General features: G+C 37.1%; 17 protein-coding genes. 12 read left to right on the forward strand and 5 right to left on the reverse strand.

What is annotated here, in order from left to right; translation table 11 throughout:
• Positions 1 to 181 precede the first annotated feature (181 nt).
• Together EKM66_RS04510 and EKM66_RS04515 are read left to right on the forward strand one after the other, a co-directional pair.
• On the forward strand, positions 182 to 769 hold the full coding sequence (locus EKM66_RS04510; protein WP_125762121.1) for a sunset domain-containing protein: 588 nt from the start codon (positions 182 to 184) through the stop codon (positions 767 to 769).
• A gap of 3 nt (positions 770 to 772) precedes the next feature.
• Complete coding sequence (locus EKM66_RS04515) at positions 773 to 1627, forward strand: DNA/RNA non-specific endonuclease (RefSeq protein ID WP_125762123.1); 855 nt, start codon at positions 773 to 775, stop codon at positions 1625 to 1627.
• Between the two features lie 556 nt (positions 1628 to 2183).
• Here the strand turns inward: EKM66_RS04515 and lacD are convergent.
• From lacD to EKM66_RS04540, 5 genes are all read right to left on the reverse strand, one after another.
• Positions 2184 to 3164, reverse strand: a complete 981-nt coding sequence (gene lacD / locus EKM66_RS04520; protein ID WP_125762125.1) for a tagatose-bisphosphate aldolase — start codon at positions 3162 to 3164, stop codon at positions 2184 to 2186.
• 31 nt (positions 3165 to 3195) lie between these two features.
• Positions 3196 to 4140 carry a hexose kinase gene (locus tag EKM66_RS04525; RefSeq protein ID WP_125762127.1) on the reverse strand — a complete coding sequence of 315 codons (945 nt, stop codon included), beginning with the start codon at positions 4138 to 4140 and terminating at the stop codon, positions 3196 to 3198.
• Positions 4141 to 4297: 157 nt separating this feature from the next.
• A complete protein-coding gene (lacB, locus tag EKM66_RS04530) occupies positions 4298 to 4810 on the reverse strand; it encodes a galactose-6-phosphate isomerase subunit LacB (protein ID WP_125762129.1) in 513 nt (170 codons plus the stop codon).
• A 40-nt stretch (positions 4811 to 4850) separates the two neighbouring features.
• Positions 4851 to 5285 carry a galactose-6-phosphate isomerase subunit LacA gene (lacA, locus tag EKM66_RS04535; RefSeq protein WP_125762131.1) on the reverse strand — a complete coding sequence of 145 codons (435 nt, stop codon included), beginning with the start codon at positions 5283 to 5285 and terminating at the stop codon, positions 4851 to 4853.
• 3 nt (positions 5286 to 5288) lie between these two features.
• Positions 5289 to 6062: a DeoR/GlpR family DNA-binding transcription regulator gene (locus tag EKM66_RS04540; protein WP_125762133.1), complete on the reverse strand. Its 774-nt coding sequence runs from the start codon at positions 6060 to 6062 to the stop codon at positions 5289 to 5291.
• 498 nt (positions 6063 to 6560) lie between these two features.
• Between EKM66_RS04540 and agaB the strand changes: the two genes are divergently transcribed.
• From agaB to EKM66_RS04585, 10 genes are all read left to right on the forward strand, one after another.
• Positions 6561 to 7055: a PTS galactosamine transporter subunit IIB gene (gene agaB / locus EKM66_RS04545; protein ID WP_125762135.1), complete on the forward strand. Its 495-nt coding sequence runs from the start codon at positions 6561 to 6563 to the stop codon at positions 7053 to 7055.
• Positions 7056 to 7091: 36 nt separating this feature from the next.
• Entirely contained in the window at positions 7092 to 7892 is an 801-nt protein-coding gene (agaC, locus tag EKM66_RS04550; RefSeq protein ID WP_125762137.1) for a PTS galactosamine transporter subunit IIC, read from the forward strand.
• The gene (agaD, locus tag EKM66_RS04555; protein ID WP_225426555.1) at positions 7870 to 8715 is read left to right on the forward strand and encodes a PTS galactosamine transporter subunit IID; all 846 of its coding nucleotides are present in this window, start codon (positions 7870 to 7872) and stop codon (positions 8713 to 8715) included. The genes agaC and agaD overlap by 23 nt, the downstream gene beginning before the upstream one ends.
• Before the next feature lie 17 nt (positions 8716 to 8732).
• Positions 8733 to 9170 (forward strand): PTS sugar transporter subunit IIA domain-containing protein, encoded by a 438-nt coding sequence (locus EKM66_RS04560; protein WP_125762139.1) that lies wholly within the window; start codon positions 8733 to 8735, stop codon positions 9168 to 9170.
• Between the two features lie 526 nt (positions 9171 to 9696).
• The gene (locus EKM66_RS04565; RefSeq protein ID WP_125762141.1) at positions 9697 to 10434 is read left to right on the forward strand and encodes a metal ABC transporter ATP-binding protein; all 738 of its coding nucleotides are present in this window, start codon (positions 9697 to 9699) and stop codon (positions 10432 to 10434) included.
• Positions 10434 to 11327, forward strand: a complete 894-nt coding sequence (locus tag EKM66_RS04570) for a metal ABC transporter permease (RefSeq protein ID WP_125762143.1) — start codon at positions 10434 to 10436, stop codon at positions 11325 to 11327. The genes EKM66_RS04565 and EKM66_RS04570 overlap by 1 nt, the downstream gene beginning before the upstream one ends.
• Positions 11308 to 12252 (forward strand): metal ABC transporter substrate-binding protein, encoded by a 945-nt coding sequence (locus EKM66_RS04575; RefSeq protein WP_125762145.1) that lies wholly within the window; start codon positions 11308 to 11310, stop codon positions 12250 to 12252. Before EKM66_RS04570 ends, EKM66_RS04575 begins: the two co-directional genes overlap by 20 nt.
• Before the next feature lie 228 nt (positions 12253 to 12480).
• Entirely contained in the window at positions 12481 to 12609 is a 129-nt protein-coding gene (locus EKM66_RS12850; RefSeq protein ID WP_263854125.1) for a hypothetical protein, read from the forward strand.
• A complete protein-coding gene (locus EKM66_RS04580; protein ID WP_125762147.1) occupies positions 12610 to 14793 on the forward strand; it encodes a hypothetical protein in 2184 nt (727 codons plus the stop codon).
• A gap of 155 nt (positions 14794 to 14948) precedes the next feature.
• Complete coding sequence (locus EKM66_RS04585) at positions 14949 to 16628, forward strand: hypothetical protein (protein ID WP_125762149.1); 1680 nt, start codon at positions 14949 to 14951, stop codon at positions 16626 to 16628.
• Positions 16629 to 16699 lie beyond the last annotated feature (71 nt).

The raw sequence follows: 16699 nt of genomic DNA on the forward strand, positions 1-16699 counted from the left end.
GAGCCGCTATTTTTGATATTATGTGATTGTGGTGGTGTGGTTGACGCTTGCGGTTACGAAATACTTCAGCTGATTTTGTTTAGTAGATGATCGTATTGATTAAATTCTACGATATAAATAATTATCATAGTTGAAGGATAATTAGTATTAATCTGAAATCTTAGAAAGTGGGGAAATGGGGATGCATTCATTCAGTAGACGTTTTAAGTTTATTTTGGCAAGTTTAATTATTGTTATGTCATTTGTTGCAGTTAGCTTTGCTACTGATCTGGATAATGTTGGAGTTAATGTTATTCAAGCTGCGCAAAGGATTAAATATATTGGCAAAGATAAGTATGAAATTGCTCAAAAGGAACATAAGGCTTTGTTGGCTAAGAAGAAGAAATTAACCAAACAGGCTAATAAAACTTCTGATCAAGTAGATGATATTAAAACTCAGGAAGAAAAGGCTAAAAAGGAAGCCGCAAAACAGCAGGCAGCTGCTGAAAAACAACAAAAGGAGCAGGAAGCCCAACAGCAAAAACAAGCCGCAGCTACTCAAAGAGCTCAAGAAGAACAAGCTCAACAGCAACAAATAGCAACAAATTCTAGTACAGGTTCACGCGGGGATATGAATACTGCCAGTACAGGACAAATAGTCGGTAATAAGAATTCCCATATTTATCATGTTCCGGGACAACGTGGATATAATATGAATTCAAGCAATGCAGTTTATTTCCAAACTGAACAAGAAGCCATCAACGCTGGCTACAGAAAGGCTAAGGTGTAGAAAATGAAACGTACATTACAATTCTTAGCTGTTGCCTTATTGGCAGTGTCGATAACGGGATGTTCAGATACTGAATCGACTGATAGTAAAGATACAGCCAAAACTGAAACGGTTAAAAAAGATTATTCATATCAGAAGAAGGCTGACAAGCTAGAAAAAAGTAATAAGAAGCTTAAGAAGTCGATTGCGAAGCTTCAAAACAAGATTGCTTCTGATCAAGATTATTTAAGTGAGCACGACAAGGCTACATATAGTAATAATAATTCTGATACCTCTTCAACTGAGAGCTTGGCAAACCTGGATTATACAGGCACACAAGAAATCGTTGTAAATAATAATAATCCAAATTTCTCTCAAGATGACTTATCGACAGCTCGTGGTTCGTGGGACTCATATGGTAATCTGGATAATCTTAATCGTGCAACGGCCGCAAATGCTCTGTTAAACGTTTCGATGATGCCAACAGCCAAACGGGAAGGGTTAACATGGAATCCAACAGGTTGGCATAATAAGAGAATCAGCTCGGGATGGTTATACAATAGAAGTCACTTGATCGGTTATCAATTAACAGGTCAAAATAATAATCCTAAGAACTTGATCACAGGGACTCGTTCGTTGAATAGCCCTGAGATGTTGGCTCATGAAATGGACATCGCTTATTATTTGAAACAAAGTAATAGTCACTATATAAGGTATCGTGTAACACCGATATTCAGAGGTGACGAGTTATTGGCACGTGGTGTCCAGATGGAAGCTCAATCAGTTGGCAGTGATGCGGTTCATTTCAATGTTTATATCTTTAATGTTCAATCTGGCGTTACGTTGAATTATGCGGATGGTACTAGTCAGGTGGGGTAAGCGTTCTTTTGCCACTTTCGGTCACGAAACTTTTGATCTGCCGTGGGGACCGACTCCAGCCAAGGTCTGGAGTCTCGACTTGAAGCTTTGCTACGCAAATCTCCAAGCTCGTCCCATTCCGTAAGAACGGGTAGATCGCCGTTCAACGGAATTTTCACGGCTGATCAAATATTTCGTGGCCTTCAGCTAACGTGATTTAGTAGGTAACAGAATGGAAGACCGTCTGTGTTATTGATTTTATTTAAGTAATGGGCTATCTGGATTTAGATAGTGATAATTAGATACTAGCTGGAAGTTGAGAACAACAATCTCGCTGTGAAGGTGCTGTTGGCCGGTGATCTGCCGGACTTACAGCACAGGACGACTTTTGAAATCTGCGGGTCCATGCAGAGTTCAAAAGCGAATCTTCAGACCGCTTTATGGCTGAAGATGGTCCAACAGCAGGATTGTTATTTTCAACTGTAGGCGGAAAACCAAAACAAAATAAGACAAAACTAAAAAAGGCAACCTCTTAACGAGATTGCCTTTTAATGTCGAAACATCTATTTATTTATAATTAGTCTTTTGAAACTTTTTCTTTCCATGAAGTTGCTGTTTCAGCTAATACTTCGTTCAATTCATCAATGTTCTTCTTACCTTCAGTGTTCATCCACTTCTTACCGGCTTCTTCACCATCTTTAGCAAATGGTTCTACACCGTTTCTCCATGTGGCACGTCCACAAAGAACACCATTGAACTTAGCACCGGCTTCTTTAGCCATCTTAAGTTCTGTTCTGAATGCTTCAGCAGTAACACCGGCACTCAAGAAGATATAAGGCTTGTCAGTAGCATCTGATTGTTCCTTGAAGTACTTAACAGCTTCTTCCTTAGTATAAACGGCTTTGTTGTCACCATTGAATCCTTCAACGTAGTCAAGGTTAATAGGAACTTCAACCTTCAAAACATCGATCTTGTATTCAGGTTTTGAGAATTCTTTCATTGTTTCAATAACTTTGTGAGGCTTTACCTTTGCATATTCAGCAACGTCACTGATTGAGTCATCGTATGTAACAAGTTCAACGAATAGAGGAATGTCTTCAGCAGCACATTCTGAACCGATTCTTTCAACAAATGCTTCTTTGTGATCAACAATTGTCTTGTCTTCATCTGGATCGAAGTATAGCAAGAACTTGATTGAGTCAGCTCCAGCTTCCTTTAAACGACGTACAGACCATTCTGGGATCAAATCTGGCATTCTACCAGCTTCTGTTGTATCATATCCTGTTTTTTCGTATGAAACTAGAAGTCCTGAACCATCAGCACGTAATTTTGATGCTGGAAGTCCATATTCTGGGTCAAGCAAGATTGATGAAGCATATGGTGTTAATTCCTTAGAAATAACCTTCTTGAATTCAACGATATCATGTTCGTTGGCTGGCTTGCCTGAAGCTGCGGCTAGCATTTTCTTTAGTGAACCACGTTGGTCAATAGCAAGTGCGGCGATAACTCCGTCTTTGTTTGACATTTTTTCAAGTGCTGCATATTTATTTGGTGTCATTTAATTCATTCCTCCGATTTTTTAAAACAATTTAGTAGTTAACTACGTTTACCTTTTCAAAATAATCTTTATATTGATTAATGTCAATATATCCTGTTTTTTCTTGAAGGGTGTTCAAGATGCCAACAGTCATTGCTCGTTTCATAACGTCTTCTGGACTTTCATGATTTACAATACCAGCGGCAAGGCCGGCAACAGTAGAGTCACCCGAACCAACAGGGTTAACGGCGTGGATCTTAGGTATGTTTACTTTAAAGAATTTATCGATGTGTTTTACAAAACAACCTTGTGATCCAAGTGATACTACTACCCAAGGAATATCTTGGAATATTTCTTCGGTTGCTAGCTTTTCCTTCAAGTCGTCCAAGTCGACAACTTCTTTGCCTATAAGTTGAGCTATTTCGTCTTGATTTGGTTTGATCATGAATGGCTTAACGTCAGCTTCGAGTGCTAATCTCAGAGCTTCGTTAGAACTATCTAGAATTACGGGTACGTTATGTTTGGCAGCAACTTTGACCATCTTTGTATAGAGGGCAGTTGACAAGCCTTGAGGTAGACTTCCAGAAATTGTAACTAGTGAGAAACCGCTTACTTGTTCTTCGAAATGTTCCAAGAAGCTTTCTTCATCATCTTCTGTAAGACTAGGACCTGATTCAAGAATTTCAGTTTGATCTCCACCGTCATGCAGAATTGCAATACAGTTACGAGATTCTTGATTGATTTTCATAAATGCGTGATCGACGTTATTTGCGTCGAGTTGATTCAAGATATATTGGCCGATGGTTCCGCCAATAATACCAGAAGCTGTTACTGGAACATCTAATTGCTTTAGAACTCTAGTAACATTAAGACCTTTACCACCAGCAGTTTTTGAAACTTCTTTAACACGGTTGACCGTGTCGATCTTCAAATGATCTAGTGGGTAAGAGATATCAACAGAAGGGTTCATTGTAATTGTAAGAACAGAATTACTCATTGGATAAAGCTCCTTTTCCTAACACAAGAGTAGTGAAAACGAGCTAAGAAAGCCAAATTTCTGCGCCTGCTACGAATAATAAATGTAACACCTTGTGTCACATTTATTATCCTAGGCAGTGCTCAAAATTTCCTGGCTTTCACCGCTCTCTTACTCTCTAGTCGTGATAGTATCCTTCGTTCCATAACTTCATTTCGTGGTCATAGAAGTGTGGATTGTCGTGTTGTTCTGGATTGTCTGGTTCAAGGGCATCGATCTTAGCAACAAGGTCGTCATCTTCACCTTTGTAATCAGCAGCAAGATAAGTTTTAACGATATCTTCAGCCAAATGTTCACCAACAACGGCACCACCAAAACTAATAACATTAGCATTTAAGTGTTCCTTTGCGTATTTAGCAGTTGTTGTATCGTTAACCAAAGCGGCACGAACACCTTTGTTCTTGTCAGCAGCAGTTGAGATACCAACACCGGTACCACAAAGTACAACACCGTAATCGGCTTTTCCATCACGAACTAAGTTAGCAACACGTAGTCCGTATATTGGATAGTGAGTTCTTGTATTATCGTATGTACCAACATCGATAACCTCGTTACCCATAGCTTTTAACATATCTGAAATTTGCATTTTAACACTTGTGACAATATGGTCGTTTCCTAGTGCAATAATCATAAAATATTCCTCCTGTTATGTAATTCTATTGTGAAATTTATTAGATTAATTTTTCTAGCATATCTAGACGGATTTGGTGACGTCCACCAGCATAGTTAACACCTAAGTATGAATCAACGATTCCTTCAGCTTTCTTAGGTCCAACGATTCCAGCACCCATTGCGATAGCCTTAGCACCGTTATGTTGTGTTGTCATGTGAGCTGTATTTTCTTCAACAACGTTAGCTGTAACCATTCCATGAATCTTGTTACTTGCCATGGCTGAGCCTGTTCCATATTCATCGAACATAACGCCACGATCAGCTTTTCCGTCAAGGATGTAGTGTGCAAGTTCAACTGATGAATCTACGAAATCAGCAGCTGGCTTTTCACTTAGGTCAACAACTTCATAACCTTTGCCTTCGCCTTGTAAGTAACTCTTGATATGTTCCTTTAATTCAAATCCTGCTTTGTCTGAAGCTAATGCAATTTTCATAAATTAATTCCTCCTGTTATCGTTGATAACTCTTACATATTGTTGATAGTAATCTATCGTTTCGTAAGAAGCACTCTTGTTAGTAATCAGATAATCAATATCGTCTAAGCTATAAAAAGTATAAAAATCATTACGATTTAATTTATATTTGTCAGCCACGATGTATTTCGTCTGAGAATTGTTTAAAGCAACGCTTTGGATACGTCCTTCTTCAGTGTTTGCGGTCATAAGTTGTGAATTCTGAATACCGTTGACACCGACGAATGCCTTATCGAACTTCAGTCCACTAACAGCATTACTTGCTAATGCACCTATCAAAGTTCCTGATCTGCTCCGGTAAATTCCGCCAGCTAAGATCAACTCACATTGAACGTCAGCGTTTTTAAAACTTTCAAAGATAGGAATACTTATGGTTACAATCCGCAAAGAATTAACGTTCTTAATATAAGGAGCAATTAATTCTAATGTTGTACCAGGACCGACAAAGATAGTATCGAAATCACGAATTTCATTGGCTGCTAATCTGGCTATTTCCTGTTTCTCTTTAATATGAACTTCACGTTTTTCAAGATGCGAAGCTTCTTCTAATGGAGAAACATTGATCTTTTGGGCACCACCGTGAATACGGATAAGTTTTCCGGATTCGGATAATTCCTCAAGATCACGACGTATCGTCATATCGGATACATCTAATAGGGAAGTTAGTTCATTAACAGTGACGATGTCATTCTGGTCTAATTCCGACAAAATCTTTAGAAAGCGTTCCTTTTTTAACAAAAGATCACCTCTTTTTGTTTACTATTGTTCGTTACAAACATAATTTAGCATCGAAACTGTTCGTTGTCAACATGAATCAACTTTTTTTGAGAAATATATCTGCTAGGTACGCCTGTTTAAAAATATTTAAGATAGTTACAAGTGATTTGAACAAAAGCAATCAGCACAACTTGTTATCGAACATATTTTCTACTGGTTGGTTCTTTTCTACCTATATTAGTAATGGAATTTCATTTTATTAAAATACCAGTTGGCTTTTTTGAGCATAATATAATTATATTTATTTCACAAAGAAGTTTTTACGTCATGGTTCAACTGGAGTGACTGGCTTACAGACAATGATGACTTGTGAAAGCGGTTCTATGCGTTGACATACCGTTAAGCTGGAATATAATGGAACCGTTATCATAAATAAACAAATTTACACAATAAGAAACAAATATAGAACATTATATAACATGTTTAAATAATTGTTTCGATTGAAGGGAGGTGAAAAATATGGCTGCAAATATCTTGTTAACTCGTATTGATAACAGATTGGTTCACGGACAAGTTGGTGTTACATGGACAAAGTCCTTAGGTGCAAACTTGATCCTAGTTGCTAATGATGCTGCTGCAGATGATACACTTCAACAAAAGTTGATGTCTACTACTGCTGATTCATCAGGTGCCGGAATTCGTTTCTTCACATTGGAGAAGACAATCAAAATTATCAGTAAAGCTGCTGATAGACAACACATATTTATCGTTGTAAAAACACCTGCTGATGCACTTACTCTAGTAAAAGGAGGTGTGCCAATCAAGGAAATCAACGTTGGTAATATGCACTTTGCCCAAGGCAAGACTGAAATTACGAAGAAAGTTTATGCAGATGCTACTGATAAGGACAATCTTCTTGCTTTAGCAAATGCTGGTGTCAAGATTTACATTCAAGATTACCCAGGAGACAAGCAATATCCTATTACTGATGATCTTTTGAGCAAGGTTGAATAGTTATAAGTTTCGAACTTATTTACGGGGGTGAATTAAGTGACGATTACATTAACACAAGGAATCCTGATTGCAGTTTGGGCAATGATTGCTGGACTTGATTGCTGGTTACAGGCATTCTACATTTTCAGACCTATCATTGTTTGTACAATTACAGGATTAATATTAGGAGATCTACAGCTAGGTGTTATTGCCGGTGGACTTACTGAATTAGCCTTTGCCGGACTAACTCCTGCTGGTGGTACACAACCACCAAACACAGTACTATGTGGTATTATGACCGTTGTTATTGCTGCATCAAATAACACTGCACCAACAACAGCTATTGGTCTATCATTACCATTTGCTATGCTTATGCAATATATTCTTTTGTTCTACTATTCATCATTCTCACTTTTCATGTCAAAATTTGACAAGTATGCTGAAGAGGGAGACGCAAAGTCATTTAAGCGCTTGAACTATATTCCGCTTATTATCGTTGTATTGTCATTCGGTATTGTTGCATTCTTGAGTGCCTATGCTGCTCAAGCACCAATGCACCAACTAGTTACATCAATGCCTCAATGGTTAACACACGGATTTGAACTTGCCGGTGGTATTTTACCAGCCGTTGGTTTTGCTATGTTACTAAAAGTTATGTTGAAACCACAATACTTCCCATATCTATTGATCGGATTTGTTGTTGCTTCAATGATTCCATTTAGCAACGTTTTACCTGTTGCTTTGATTGGTGTTGTATTCGCAATGATCGAATACTACAGAAGTCGTAGCGATGCGAAAACTGAAGCTAAGTTGAAAGAACTTGAGACGAAAGGTGATGACATGGAAGATGGTATCTAAAGTTGAAGATGTAAAGTCTGATAAAAAAGACGGAAAAAAGAAGAGTTTATTTACTAATCATGAAATTTCCATGTTAGGTATCCGTTCAAACTTGGTTCAAGCATCATTCTCTTATGAACGTATGCATGCCCCAGGCTGGACATGGGCCCAACTCCCATTCTGGGAAAAGATTTACAAAGATGATAAACAAGGCTTGAAAGATGTTATGACAGATAACATGGAATTCATCAACAGTTCACCACCTTTGTACCCTATCCTTATGGGACTTCTACTAACAATGGAAGAAGATCACGTTGATCGTACAACTATTAAAGGTTTAAAGAACGCTTTGTTCGGCCCTATGGCTGGTATTGGTGATGCCATATTCTGGTTCACTATCATGCCTATCGCCGGTGGTATTGCTGCATCAATCGCTAAGAATGGTAACGTCCTTGGACCATTGCTATTCTTCGCCGTATACGTATTCCTATTCTGGTCACGTATTCCATTAGCTCACTTAGGTTATAACTTAGGTACTAGAGCTATTGATGTTATCGAAGATAATTCAAAGATTATCTCACACGTTGCATCAATTCTTGGATTAACTGTTATCGGTGGTTTGATTGCTTCATACGTTAAGATGTCATTGACTATTAATATCGGTGCTGGTAACGGAGCTATCAACCTACAGAAACAATTGCTAGATAAGATCTTTCCAAATATCCTACCATTTGCCTTTGTATTCTTACTATATTGGCTATTAAGAAAGAAAGTTAACCCAATCTGGTTGATCGTCTTAACTTTCGTACTTGCCATTGTAATGTCTGCACTTGGTTGGATGTAATAGGAGGTAACTAATTAGTGACTGAAATTAATCTAATTGTAAGTGGTCATGGTGGATTCGCATCTGGTATGCAAGCTGCGCTGCATTTATTGAGTGCAATTCCTGATAATTGGTCATTCATTGACTTCAAGGATGGTATGTCAGATAAGGATCTTAAAAAAGAATTTGAAAAAGTTTTAGATGCTGCACCTGATCAACAATTTGTCATGTTTACAGATTTAGCTGGAGGAACACCATTCAAAGTTGCTGCTGCTATCTCATATGAGAATAAAAATATTCAAACAGTTGCTGGATGTAATCTGGGATCATTGCTTGAATCAATCTATTCAACATATGAAGATGCCAATGACATGGCGGATAAGTTAGTATCCATCTCTAAAGAGGGTACACAACATTTCGTTATGGATGATGACTCAACTAATCAAAACGATGATGAAGAGTCGGATGGTATTTAGAATAAAAGAAGGCAGATATCTCCTGATATCGGTCTTTTTTTTGTCTTGTTTTGTTTTGCGTTTGGTTTCCGTCTCCAGGAATGAGAATCTTCACCTGCTATGCGGAACGGATCGAGCCGTGGTCTCGATCCTCGGTTTGAAGCCTTGTTAAGTTCGACAAGTCTCCAAACTCGCCCGGTGTTGTAAGAGCTAAAGCTCTAACATCACTTTCATAGCAGGTGAAGATTCTCATTCCTTGCGACTAATTAATTCATGTAAACAAACGGAATTGTACCTCACTTACGCTTGTTACGAGATTAGGTACGACTCCGTTTTTGTATACAAAATATAAAAAGTTAAAGTGTTTAAGTAAAGATATTGCAAACTTATAATTTAAATTCATTCAAAAATTATTCGGGAGCACCTAGCCACTTTGTACCAAAATTACGGAAAAGTTAATTAAGCCTAACAAACGGTTGAAACGGATTCAGCTTTCTTGTTATGATATGAATAAGCAATTAGGAATAACTAAAAATGGAGGGTCACTATGATAGATATTAGAGACCTCACCGTTGCTTACGATGACACACCGGTTTTTACTGATGTTGCCGTTCAATTTAACGCAGGCAAAATAACTGGAATCATCGGGCCAAATGGTGCAGGTAAGTCAACACTTATTAAAGCAGTACTAGGTCTGATCAAATCGCAAGAAGGGACGGTCACTTATAATGACCGCCCCTTTAGTGAAGTTCAGAAAAAAGTAGCATACGTTGAACAAAGAAAGGAACTGGACCTTAACTTCCCAATTAATGTTTTGGATGTCGTTATAACGGGTACTTATGGTCAATTGGGACTGTTCCGCAATCCTGGTAAAAAAGAGAAACTTGCCAGTCAAGAAGCACTCAAACAAGTCTCACTAGAGGAGTTTGCTAGTCGACAAATCGGTAATCTTTCTGGTGGACAGCTTCAAAGAGTGTTCGTTGCAAGAACCATCGTTCAGGAAGCTGACATTATCATTATGGACGAGCCATTCGTTGGAATAGACCTCCAGAGTGAAACAGCAATAATGAAGATTATGAAACAATGGCGAGATGACAATAAGACAATTATCGTTGTTCACCATGATTTGAATAAGGTTTCGAAATACTTTGATGATTTGGTTATTATGAATCACGGCATCTTGGATTATGGTCCAACTGCTAGGGTCTATAATGCTCAAAACATTGAGCAAGCCTTTAGTTCTGACCTTTCTGACGTACTATTCGAAGAGGAGGTAGGATCATAATGTTAAATTCAATAACTGAATTCATTACAGCTCTTGGTAAGTATGATTTCCTACAGAGTGCATTATTAACAGCCGTTATGGTTGGTGTGATGTCGGGAATCATCGGTAGCTTCATTATTTTACGCGGAATGTCACTGATGGGAGACGCTATCTCTCACGCAGTTCTTCCAGGTGTGGCGATTGCCTACATGCTTGGCATCAATATATTACTGGGTGCATCAGTCTTTGGTATTCTTGCTGCAATTCTGATTGGATTTGTGGCATCGCATAGTAAAATCAAGACGGATACTTCAATTGGGATAGTCTTCAGTGCCTTTTATGCGTTGGGATTCATTCTGATTTCAATGGCGGAAAGTACAACTAACCTGCATCATATCTTGTTTGGTAATATCTTGGCGGTTAGTGATAGCGATATTATGACTACAGCTGTGGTATTAGCATTAGTGATTTTATTTGTTTCAATTTTTTACAAGGAATTACTCGTTACGTCGTTTGACGAAACCTATGCCAAGACATATGGTCTTAAGACGCAAGTAATCCACTATGCATTGATGCTGGTCTTAACATTAGTGACTGTATCGGCGTTACAAACGGTCGGTATCATCTTAGTAGTCGCAATGTTGATAACCCCTGCGGCCACGTCATTTTTGTGGACAGATAGACTATCAATAATGTTATATTTATCAGCTGGAGTTGGAGTGGTTTCATCAGTCACAGGTCTTTATCTGAGTTACACGTTCAATTGGGCATCTGGTCCAGCAATTGTTCTGGTTGCTGCAATGTTGTTTGCAGTCTCGTTTGTTGTTTCTCCAAAACAAGGGTTCTTATTTAAGAAGCGTACCCGCAAAACGGAGGTAGAGGAGGGACTCAAGTATGAAACGAATATTGACTAGTTTTATTGCTGCAATCGCTATTGTCGGTGGAGTATTCTTCTTTCTCCACAATCGATCGAATACTACCTCGGTTGAAGCTGATAATCAGAAATTGCGAGTAGTTACGACTAATTCGATTCTGGAAGATATGGTTCATAATGTTGGTGGTGAAAGGATCGAGCTGTACAGTATTGTTAAGCGCGGCACTGATCCGCACGAGTATGAACCACAACCAAGTGATGTGTCCCAAGCGGTTGATGCCGATGTGATATTTCATAACGGTCTGAATCTTGAAACTGGTGGTAATGGTTGGTTCAGCAAGCTGGTCGAAACCTCTAATAAAAAATTTGATGAAGACGTCTTCGCTGCAAGTGATGGTGTTAAGACACAGCATCTAACAACTAATAAAGATGAAATCGATCCTCATGCTTGGCTGGACTTAGAAAATGGGATCATCTATGTTAAGAACATCACCAAAGTGCTGAAAAATAAGGATCCTAAGAATGCTGACTATTATCAGAAGAATGCCGATGAATATATTGTTAAACTGACAAAGCTCCACGAGTCAGCACAGTCTAAGTTCTCAGATATTCCAGAAAGCCAGCGTTTGTTGGTAACTTCAGAAGGAGCATTCAAATATTTCTCCAGAGCCTATAATTTGAAACCAACTTATATATGGGAGATAAATACTGAATCACAAGGAACTCCTGAACAGATGGAACAATTACTCTCAAAAATCAAAAATTCGGATGTAAAAAGTTTGTTTGTAGAAACATCGGTTTCTCCGAAATCAATGAATAAAGTATCTAAAGAGACAGGGTTGCCAATTTATTCAAAAGTGTTCACTGATTCGTTAGCTAATGAAGGCACAATCGGTGATACATATTACACGATGATGAAGTGGAATCTTGATAAAATTCATGAAGGATTATCTGGAACAAAATAAAGAGTCGCTGATTAAATTCGGCGGCTCTTTTGTTTTGCATAATAGTACGTTTACTAAACGAAAATGAATAATAAAATGACCATTCAAGCATATAAATAGAAAAATATTGATAATTTCCTGCTTGCCAAATATTAAATTGTTAATATCCTGTTATAATTAAGTTAACGTACATTATGACGTATATACCACTATAAGCCATAAAGATTATATCTTTGAGGAGGGATGAGTATGCTTGATAAAACTAAGGTTGCTAGATATGTTTCTATCATTTTTGTTCAGTTATTTGTTTTATTAGGTGTGTTTGTTTTTGGAGGTCAGGTTGTTGAGGCTTCGTATTTGTCTGAGACGCCACCATAAATGGACATTACTCAAGTAAGAGAAGCGCCTGTTTATGAAAAATATCCTAATGGGCAATATGATTACACCAAACCATTTATTGGTTACTCCCAAGGGGTATTTGCTAATTTACATAAAGATCTTACGAGTGATTCTCAAGGTGTTAAAGAACAAGATGACAAGCTGCTTACTTTGTTAACCGGAGGCGTTAATAGTGCCATGCCATCACAGTCAGGATTCCCTAATGTTAATAATAATACCTATCCTGCCTCGTTAACATTTGGTGGAAGTAATAATAAGCAAGGTGTTCTTTGGAGCAATGATGCTAATATGCTTGATTTAACTAAAAGCCAGACGTTTTCATTTTGGATAAATTCTAGTTATACGACTATGGAAGGCGGAATTGCGTTTGTACTTCAAAATGATCCTAATGAAATACAAGCGTTGTCAACTGTAACTAATAATTCGGCGTTATCTCTAGCACCGCAGGAAACATTGGGTGTTTGGGCATCAGATACGGGTAATCTTCTTCATACATCTGGAGCAATTCAAAATAGTTGGGCTCTTGAAATTGATAATGATGTAAATAATCTAGGGTCAATTAATAATTCATTTGATATGGGTTTGACTCCAGGAAAAGCTCACATTATAACTGGATATCCTGGTAAAGAAAGTAGTTATACAAAATTATCTAATGGTGCTTATCAATTGAATCAATCTAATCCGGATTATCATTTACTTGGCGGTGAAGGTTCCGGATATTATTGGCATCATTTGGTTGTTATGTATAATCCTAATAGTGACGGAAAAACTGCTGAGATAACTTATAAATTTAATGATATTTTGGAGAATGGTAAGAAAAATAATAACACGGGTACTGAGACTATAACTAATCCTATTGAATCATCACGACATGAAACAATTAATTTAAAAAATACATTCAATTTGGCTGATAGCCAGAAGAAGATTAGGTGGGGGCTAGTAGGATATGGAAATGCAACAATGACATCAGTAACACTTGAAAATATTTCTACATTGCTTGATGCAGATATTACCTCACAAGTATTAGATAATACACAGAATAAAACTTTAAATGACGAAAACAACTATGTTAATGCTGGAGATTCCGTAACTCTTAGATATAATTTAAAGTACACGGACGGACAATCAGATTGGGATAGAATATTTGCTAATATTAATATTCCACAAGGATTAACCGTTACAGGTGGAACTATAACTTATGCCAACGGGGTTAAAGAGCTATTGAGTTCTTCTGAAGTTTCTGATGGAAAGTTTGGTCATTTAATGTCTAGTGCTTTAAATAAGTCAAATGATACTGCAGTTGTAGATATAAATACTGTTGCACCAACTCTGGTCACAAAAGATACGGATGTCAAAGGTGAGACAGCTACTTTTGAAGGAAATTCATATGTTGGTAGCACAACAACTCAAGATTTTGTGATTAGAAATAATGTCACCAAGAAGTTGAATATTTCTAGTACAAGTCCTTCATATATATCAATTGAAAAATCTAAGGAAGCTACGATTAATGGTAGTTTAGAGTATGGAGACGGATCTGATTTTGATGATTACGGTGCAGATTTGTATGTGAGTGTTAACGGTGAAAATCAAGAACCAGTTCAGATTACGACAAACAATGATAAAGCAAAAATTGATTTTGGACAGGTACTGTCTGGCAGTAATTTAAATACTGGAGATAATGTTGTAAAAATGTATGCAAAGGATTCTTATGGAAATACTTCAGAAACATTAACTTTTACAATAAATGTAACGGATAAATATGCCAACGTGGAAGCCAGTCCAAAGTTTGAATTCAACGATATGAACAGTACTTATGTTGGAACAGTCAAACGCAAGGGCGACTGGAATGTGGTAGTCACTACCGCCAATTCTCCATGGGAGTTAACAGCATCTGCAACTAAATTGACCGGTAACAATGGCGATAACTTCTCTGGATCGATTGTTTACAAAGATGGCGATTCTGTGCAAACTATGCAGGACCAAACGGTAAAAATCGGTGGTTCGACTGAACCTCAAACAGGAACAATTGATATTGAAAAAGACTTTTGGAAGAATAATAGCGATGAAGGTATTCTGTTGCAGTCGACTGATGGTACTAAGATAAGTGATAATTACACAGGAGTAATTACTTGGAATTTAACTGATGCCCCCGAAAATAATTAATAATCAAAAATTGGACTCTTAATTTGTGAATTGAGAGTCTTTTTTTTATTTTCATGATATTTATGTAAATTGAAATTACGAAAGATGAAATGTATACATAATTGATAAGACTATGATGTTAATGGAAGAAATAAAACATTGGGGAGGGAACATTTATGAGAAGAACTATGCGAATTTTATTGTCCCTTTTCGCAATTATGTTGGGATTAGTACTGACGATCGAGACATATAATGTTGAAGCCGCGACAACGCAATCTAATCTTATAACTGCCAAAATCAACACACCTACTATTGATAATAATAATGAAAAAGCACAAGTTGATTTCCAACTTTCAAATAAGGGAAGTCAGCTTATTTTGCTTTCTCCAGATTATGAGAATTTAAATATTGATTATCTGCAAAAAGAATTAGGTAATAGTAATGTTGTTGAAGACAAAAATGATAACTATGTAATTGTTAATCTGAAGAATCAAATGAATAGCAAATATAGCGGTTCATTTAACGTAGAGATGAAACAGGCAAACAGCGACAATTTGGTTATTCGAGATATGAATAATGATGACTTGTTTGTTAAAAATCTTACTCAGATCGATAGCAATAATGAGATAAAAACAACTAATGTCGATGTGTCTAACAAACCGGTTTTGAAAATAAACAATCTTGGGACCACTGACAGTTCTGTTAAAACAGGGACTAGCTATGAAGTTACTGGTAGTTGGTATGATTATGACAGTCAAAATGTTCAATTGTATTATGGTTTGGACGATAGCAATTCTGATAATGCTAAGAAGCTGGTTAATTATACACAAAGTCAAAAAGATAGTAATAATTTTGTGGCACATCAAATTGATGAAAAAATCAATTTGAATGGGCAGACTGGTGTTCATACAATTTATTTCTGGATTAAAGATGCTGAAGGCCATTGGTCTGATGTTTCCAGCAGCGATATCAATATAAGTAGTTCTACTACTGTGGTTGCTGTTAAATCTCGAATGATGATGGCTAGGTCTTTGACGGCGTCATCTACAATTTCAACATCGGGATATAAGGTAAGTGCTCTGTTAGTCAATGGATCAACTGCGACCGCAAATACAACAACTGCCGATAATCCATATATGAGTAAGTCAAGTTCGTTCAAGTTGAATTTCAATGTTGTTACGCCAAAATATCCTGATGATTTTGTTGCAGTGTATTATTCCACAGATGAACAAAGCCAACAATATAATTCGGCGTTAGGTTCTGGTATGAGCCATGAAATGTATAATCCTGTGAATATCGATACTTCTGAATATACAGACAATACGTTGCATCATGTAACAGTAGTAATAAGAAGGATTCAAGATCAAGCAAATTTAAAGCCGGATCCTGATGGACCGATTCTAGCTAGCGATACATTCTACTTCAGAACTGGATATAGCTTAGCGGTTGAACCACCAACTAATATTGATTTCGGTTCATACATGCCTGGAAGTAGTTCATCGACGTTGTTAAATGCTAATTTGGACGGTTCCAAGTTGACGGTAGTTGATGGCCGTTTGACGGATACTAAACAAAAACTGCAACTAGTAACTAATAATTTACAAAATGAAAATGGTACTAAACTGAATGGTTCTATCTATTGGGGCAATACCCCTTATCAATATGGAACTCCAATTGATATTAAGACGATTGATTCTCCATCTAGTGATAACTCAATTAAAACTTATGATTTAAGTAGTTTATTAGAACAAAATTTAAAAATGAAACTTGATCCTTCAAACTTATCAGCAGGTGATTACAAAGCAAATAATTCGTTAGGTAATGTTTGGACGTGGCAATTTGTATCAAGTGTTTAATATTTAGAGAGCACAACAAAACACGGTTAACTTCTGAGTATAACCTAAAAAAATCTCGTATTTACATAGTA

The sequence above is a fragment of the Companilactobacillus hulinensis genome (genome assembly GCF_003946555.1).
In the GTDB taxonomy this organism is placed as follows: Bacteria; Bacillota; Bacilli; order Lactobacillales; family Lactobacillaceae; genus Companilactobacillus; species Companilactobacillus hulinensis.

Coding starts and splice junctions, on each gene's coding strand:
- EKM66_RS04510 (WP_125762121.1), top strand. CDS start 182: ATGCATTCATTCAGTAGACGTTTTAAGTTTATTTTGGCAAGTTTAATT.
- EKM66_RS04515 (WP_125762123.1), top strand. CDS start 773: ATGAAACGTACATTACAATTCTTAGCTGTTGCCTTATTGGCAGTGTCG.
- lacD (WP_125762125.1), bottom strand. CDS start 3,164: ATGACACCAAATAAATATGCAGCACTTGAAAAAATGTCAAACAAAGAC.
- EKM66_RS04525 (WP_125762127.1), bottom strand. CDS start 4,140: ATGAGTAATTCTGTTCTTACAATTACAATGAACCCTTCTGTTGATATC.
- lacB (WP_125762129.1), bottom strand. CDS start 4,810: ATGATTATTGCACTAGGAAACGACCATATTGTCACAAGTGTTAAAATG.
- lacA (WP_125762131.1), bottom strand. CDS start 5,285: ATGAAAATTGCATTAGCTTCAGACAAAGCAGGATTTGAATTAAAGGAA.
- agaB (WP_125762135.1), top strand. CDS start 6,561: ATGGCTGCAAATATCTTGTTAACTCGTATTGATAACAGATTGGTTCAC.
- agaD (WP_225426555.1), top strand. CDS start 7,870: ATGACATGGAAGATGGTATCTAAAGTTGAAGATGTAAAGTCTGATAAA.
- EKM66_RS04565 (WP_125762141.1), top strand. CDS start 9,697: ATGATAGATATTAGAGACCTCACCGTTGCTTACGATGACACACCGGTT.
- EKM66_RS04570 (WP_125762143.1), top strand. CDS start 10,434: ATGTTAAATTCAATAACTGAATTCATTACAGCTCTTGGTAAGTATGAT.
- EKM66_RS04575 (WP_125762145.1), top strand. CDS start 11,308: ATGAAACGAATATTGACTAGTTTTATTGCTGCAATCGCTATTGTCGGT.
- EKM66_RS12850 (WP_263854125.1), top strand. CDS start 12,481: ATGCTTGATAAAACTAAGGTTGCTAGATATGTTTCTATCATTTTTGTT.
- EKM66_RS04580 (WP_125762147.1), top strand. CDS start 12,610: ATGGACATTACTCAAGTAAGAGAAGCGCCTGTTTATGAAAAATATCCT.
- EKM66_RS04585 (WP_125762149.1), top strand. CDS start 14,949: ATGAGAAGAACTATGCGAATTTTATTGTCCCTTTTCGCAATTATGTTG.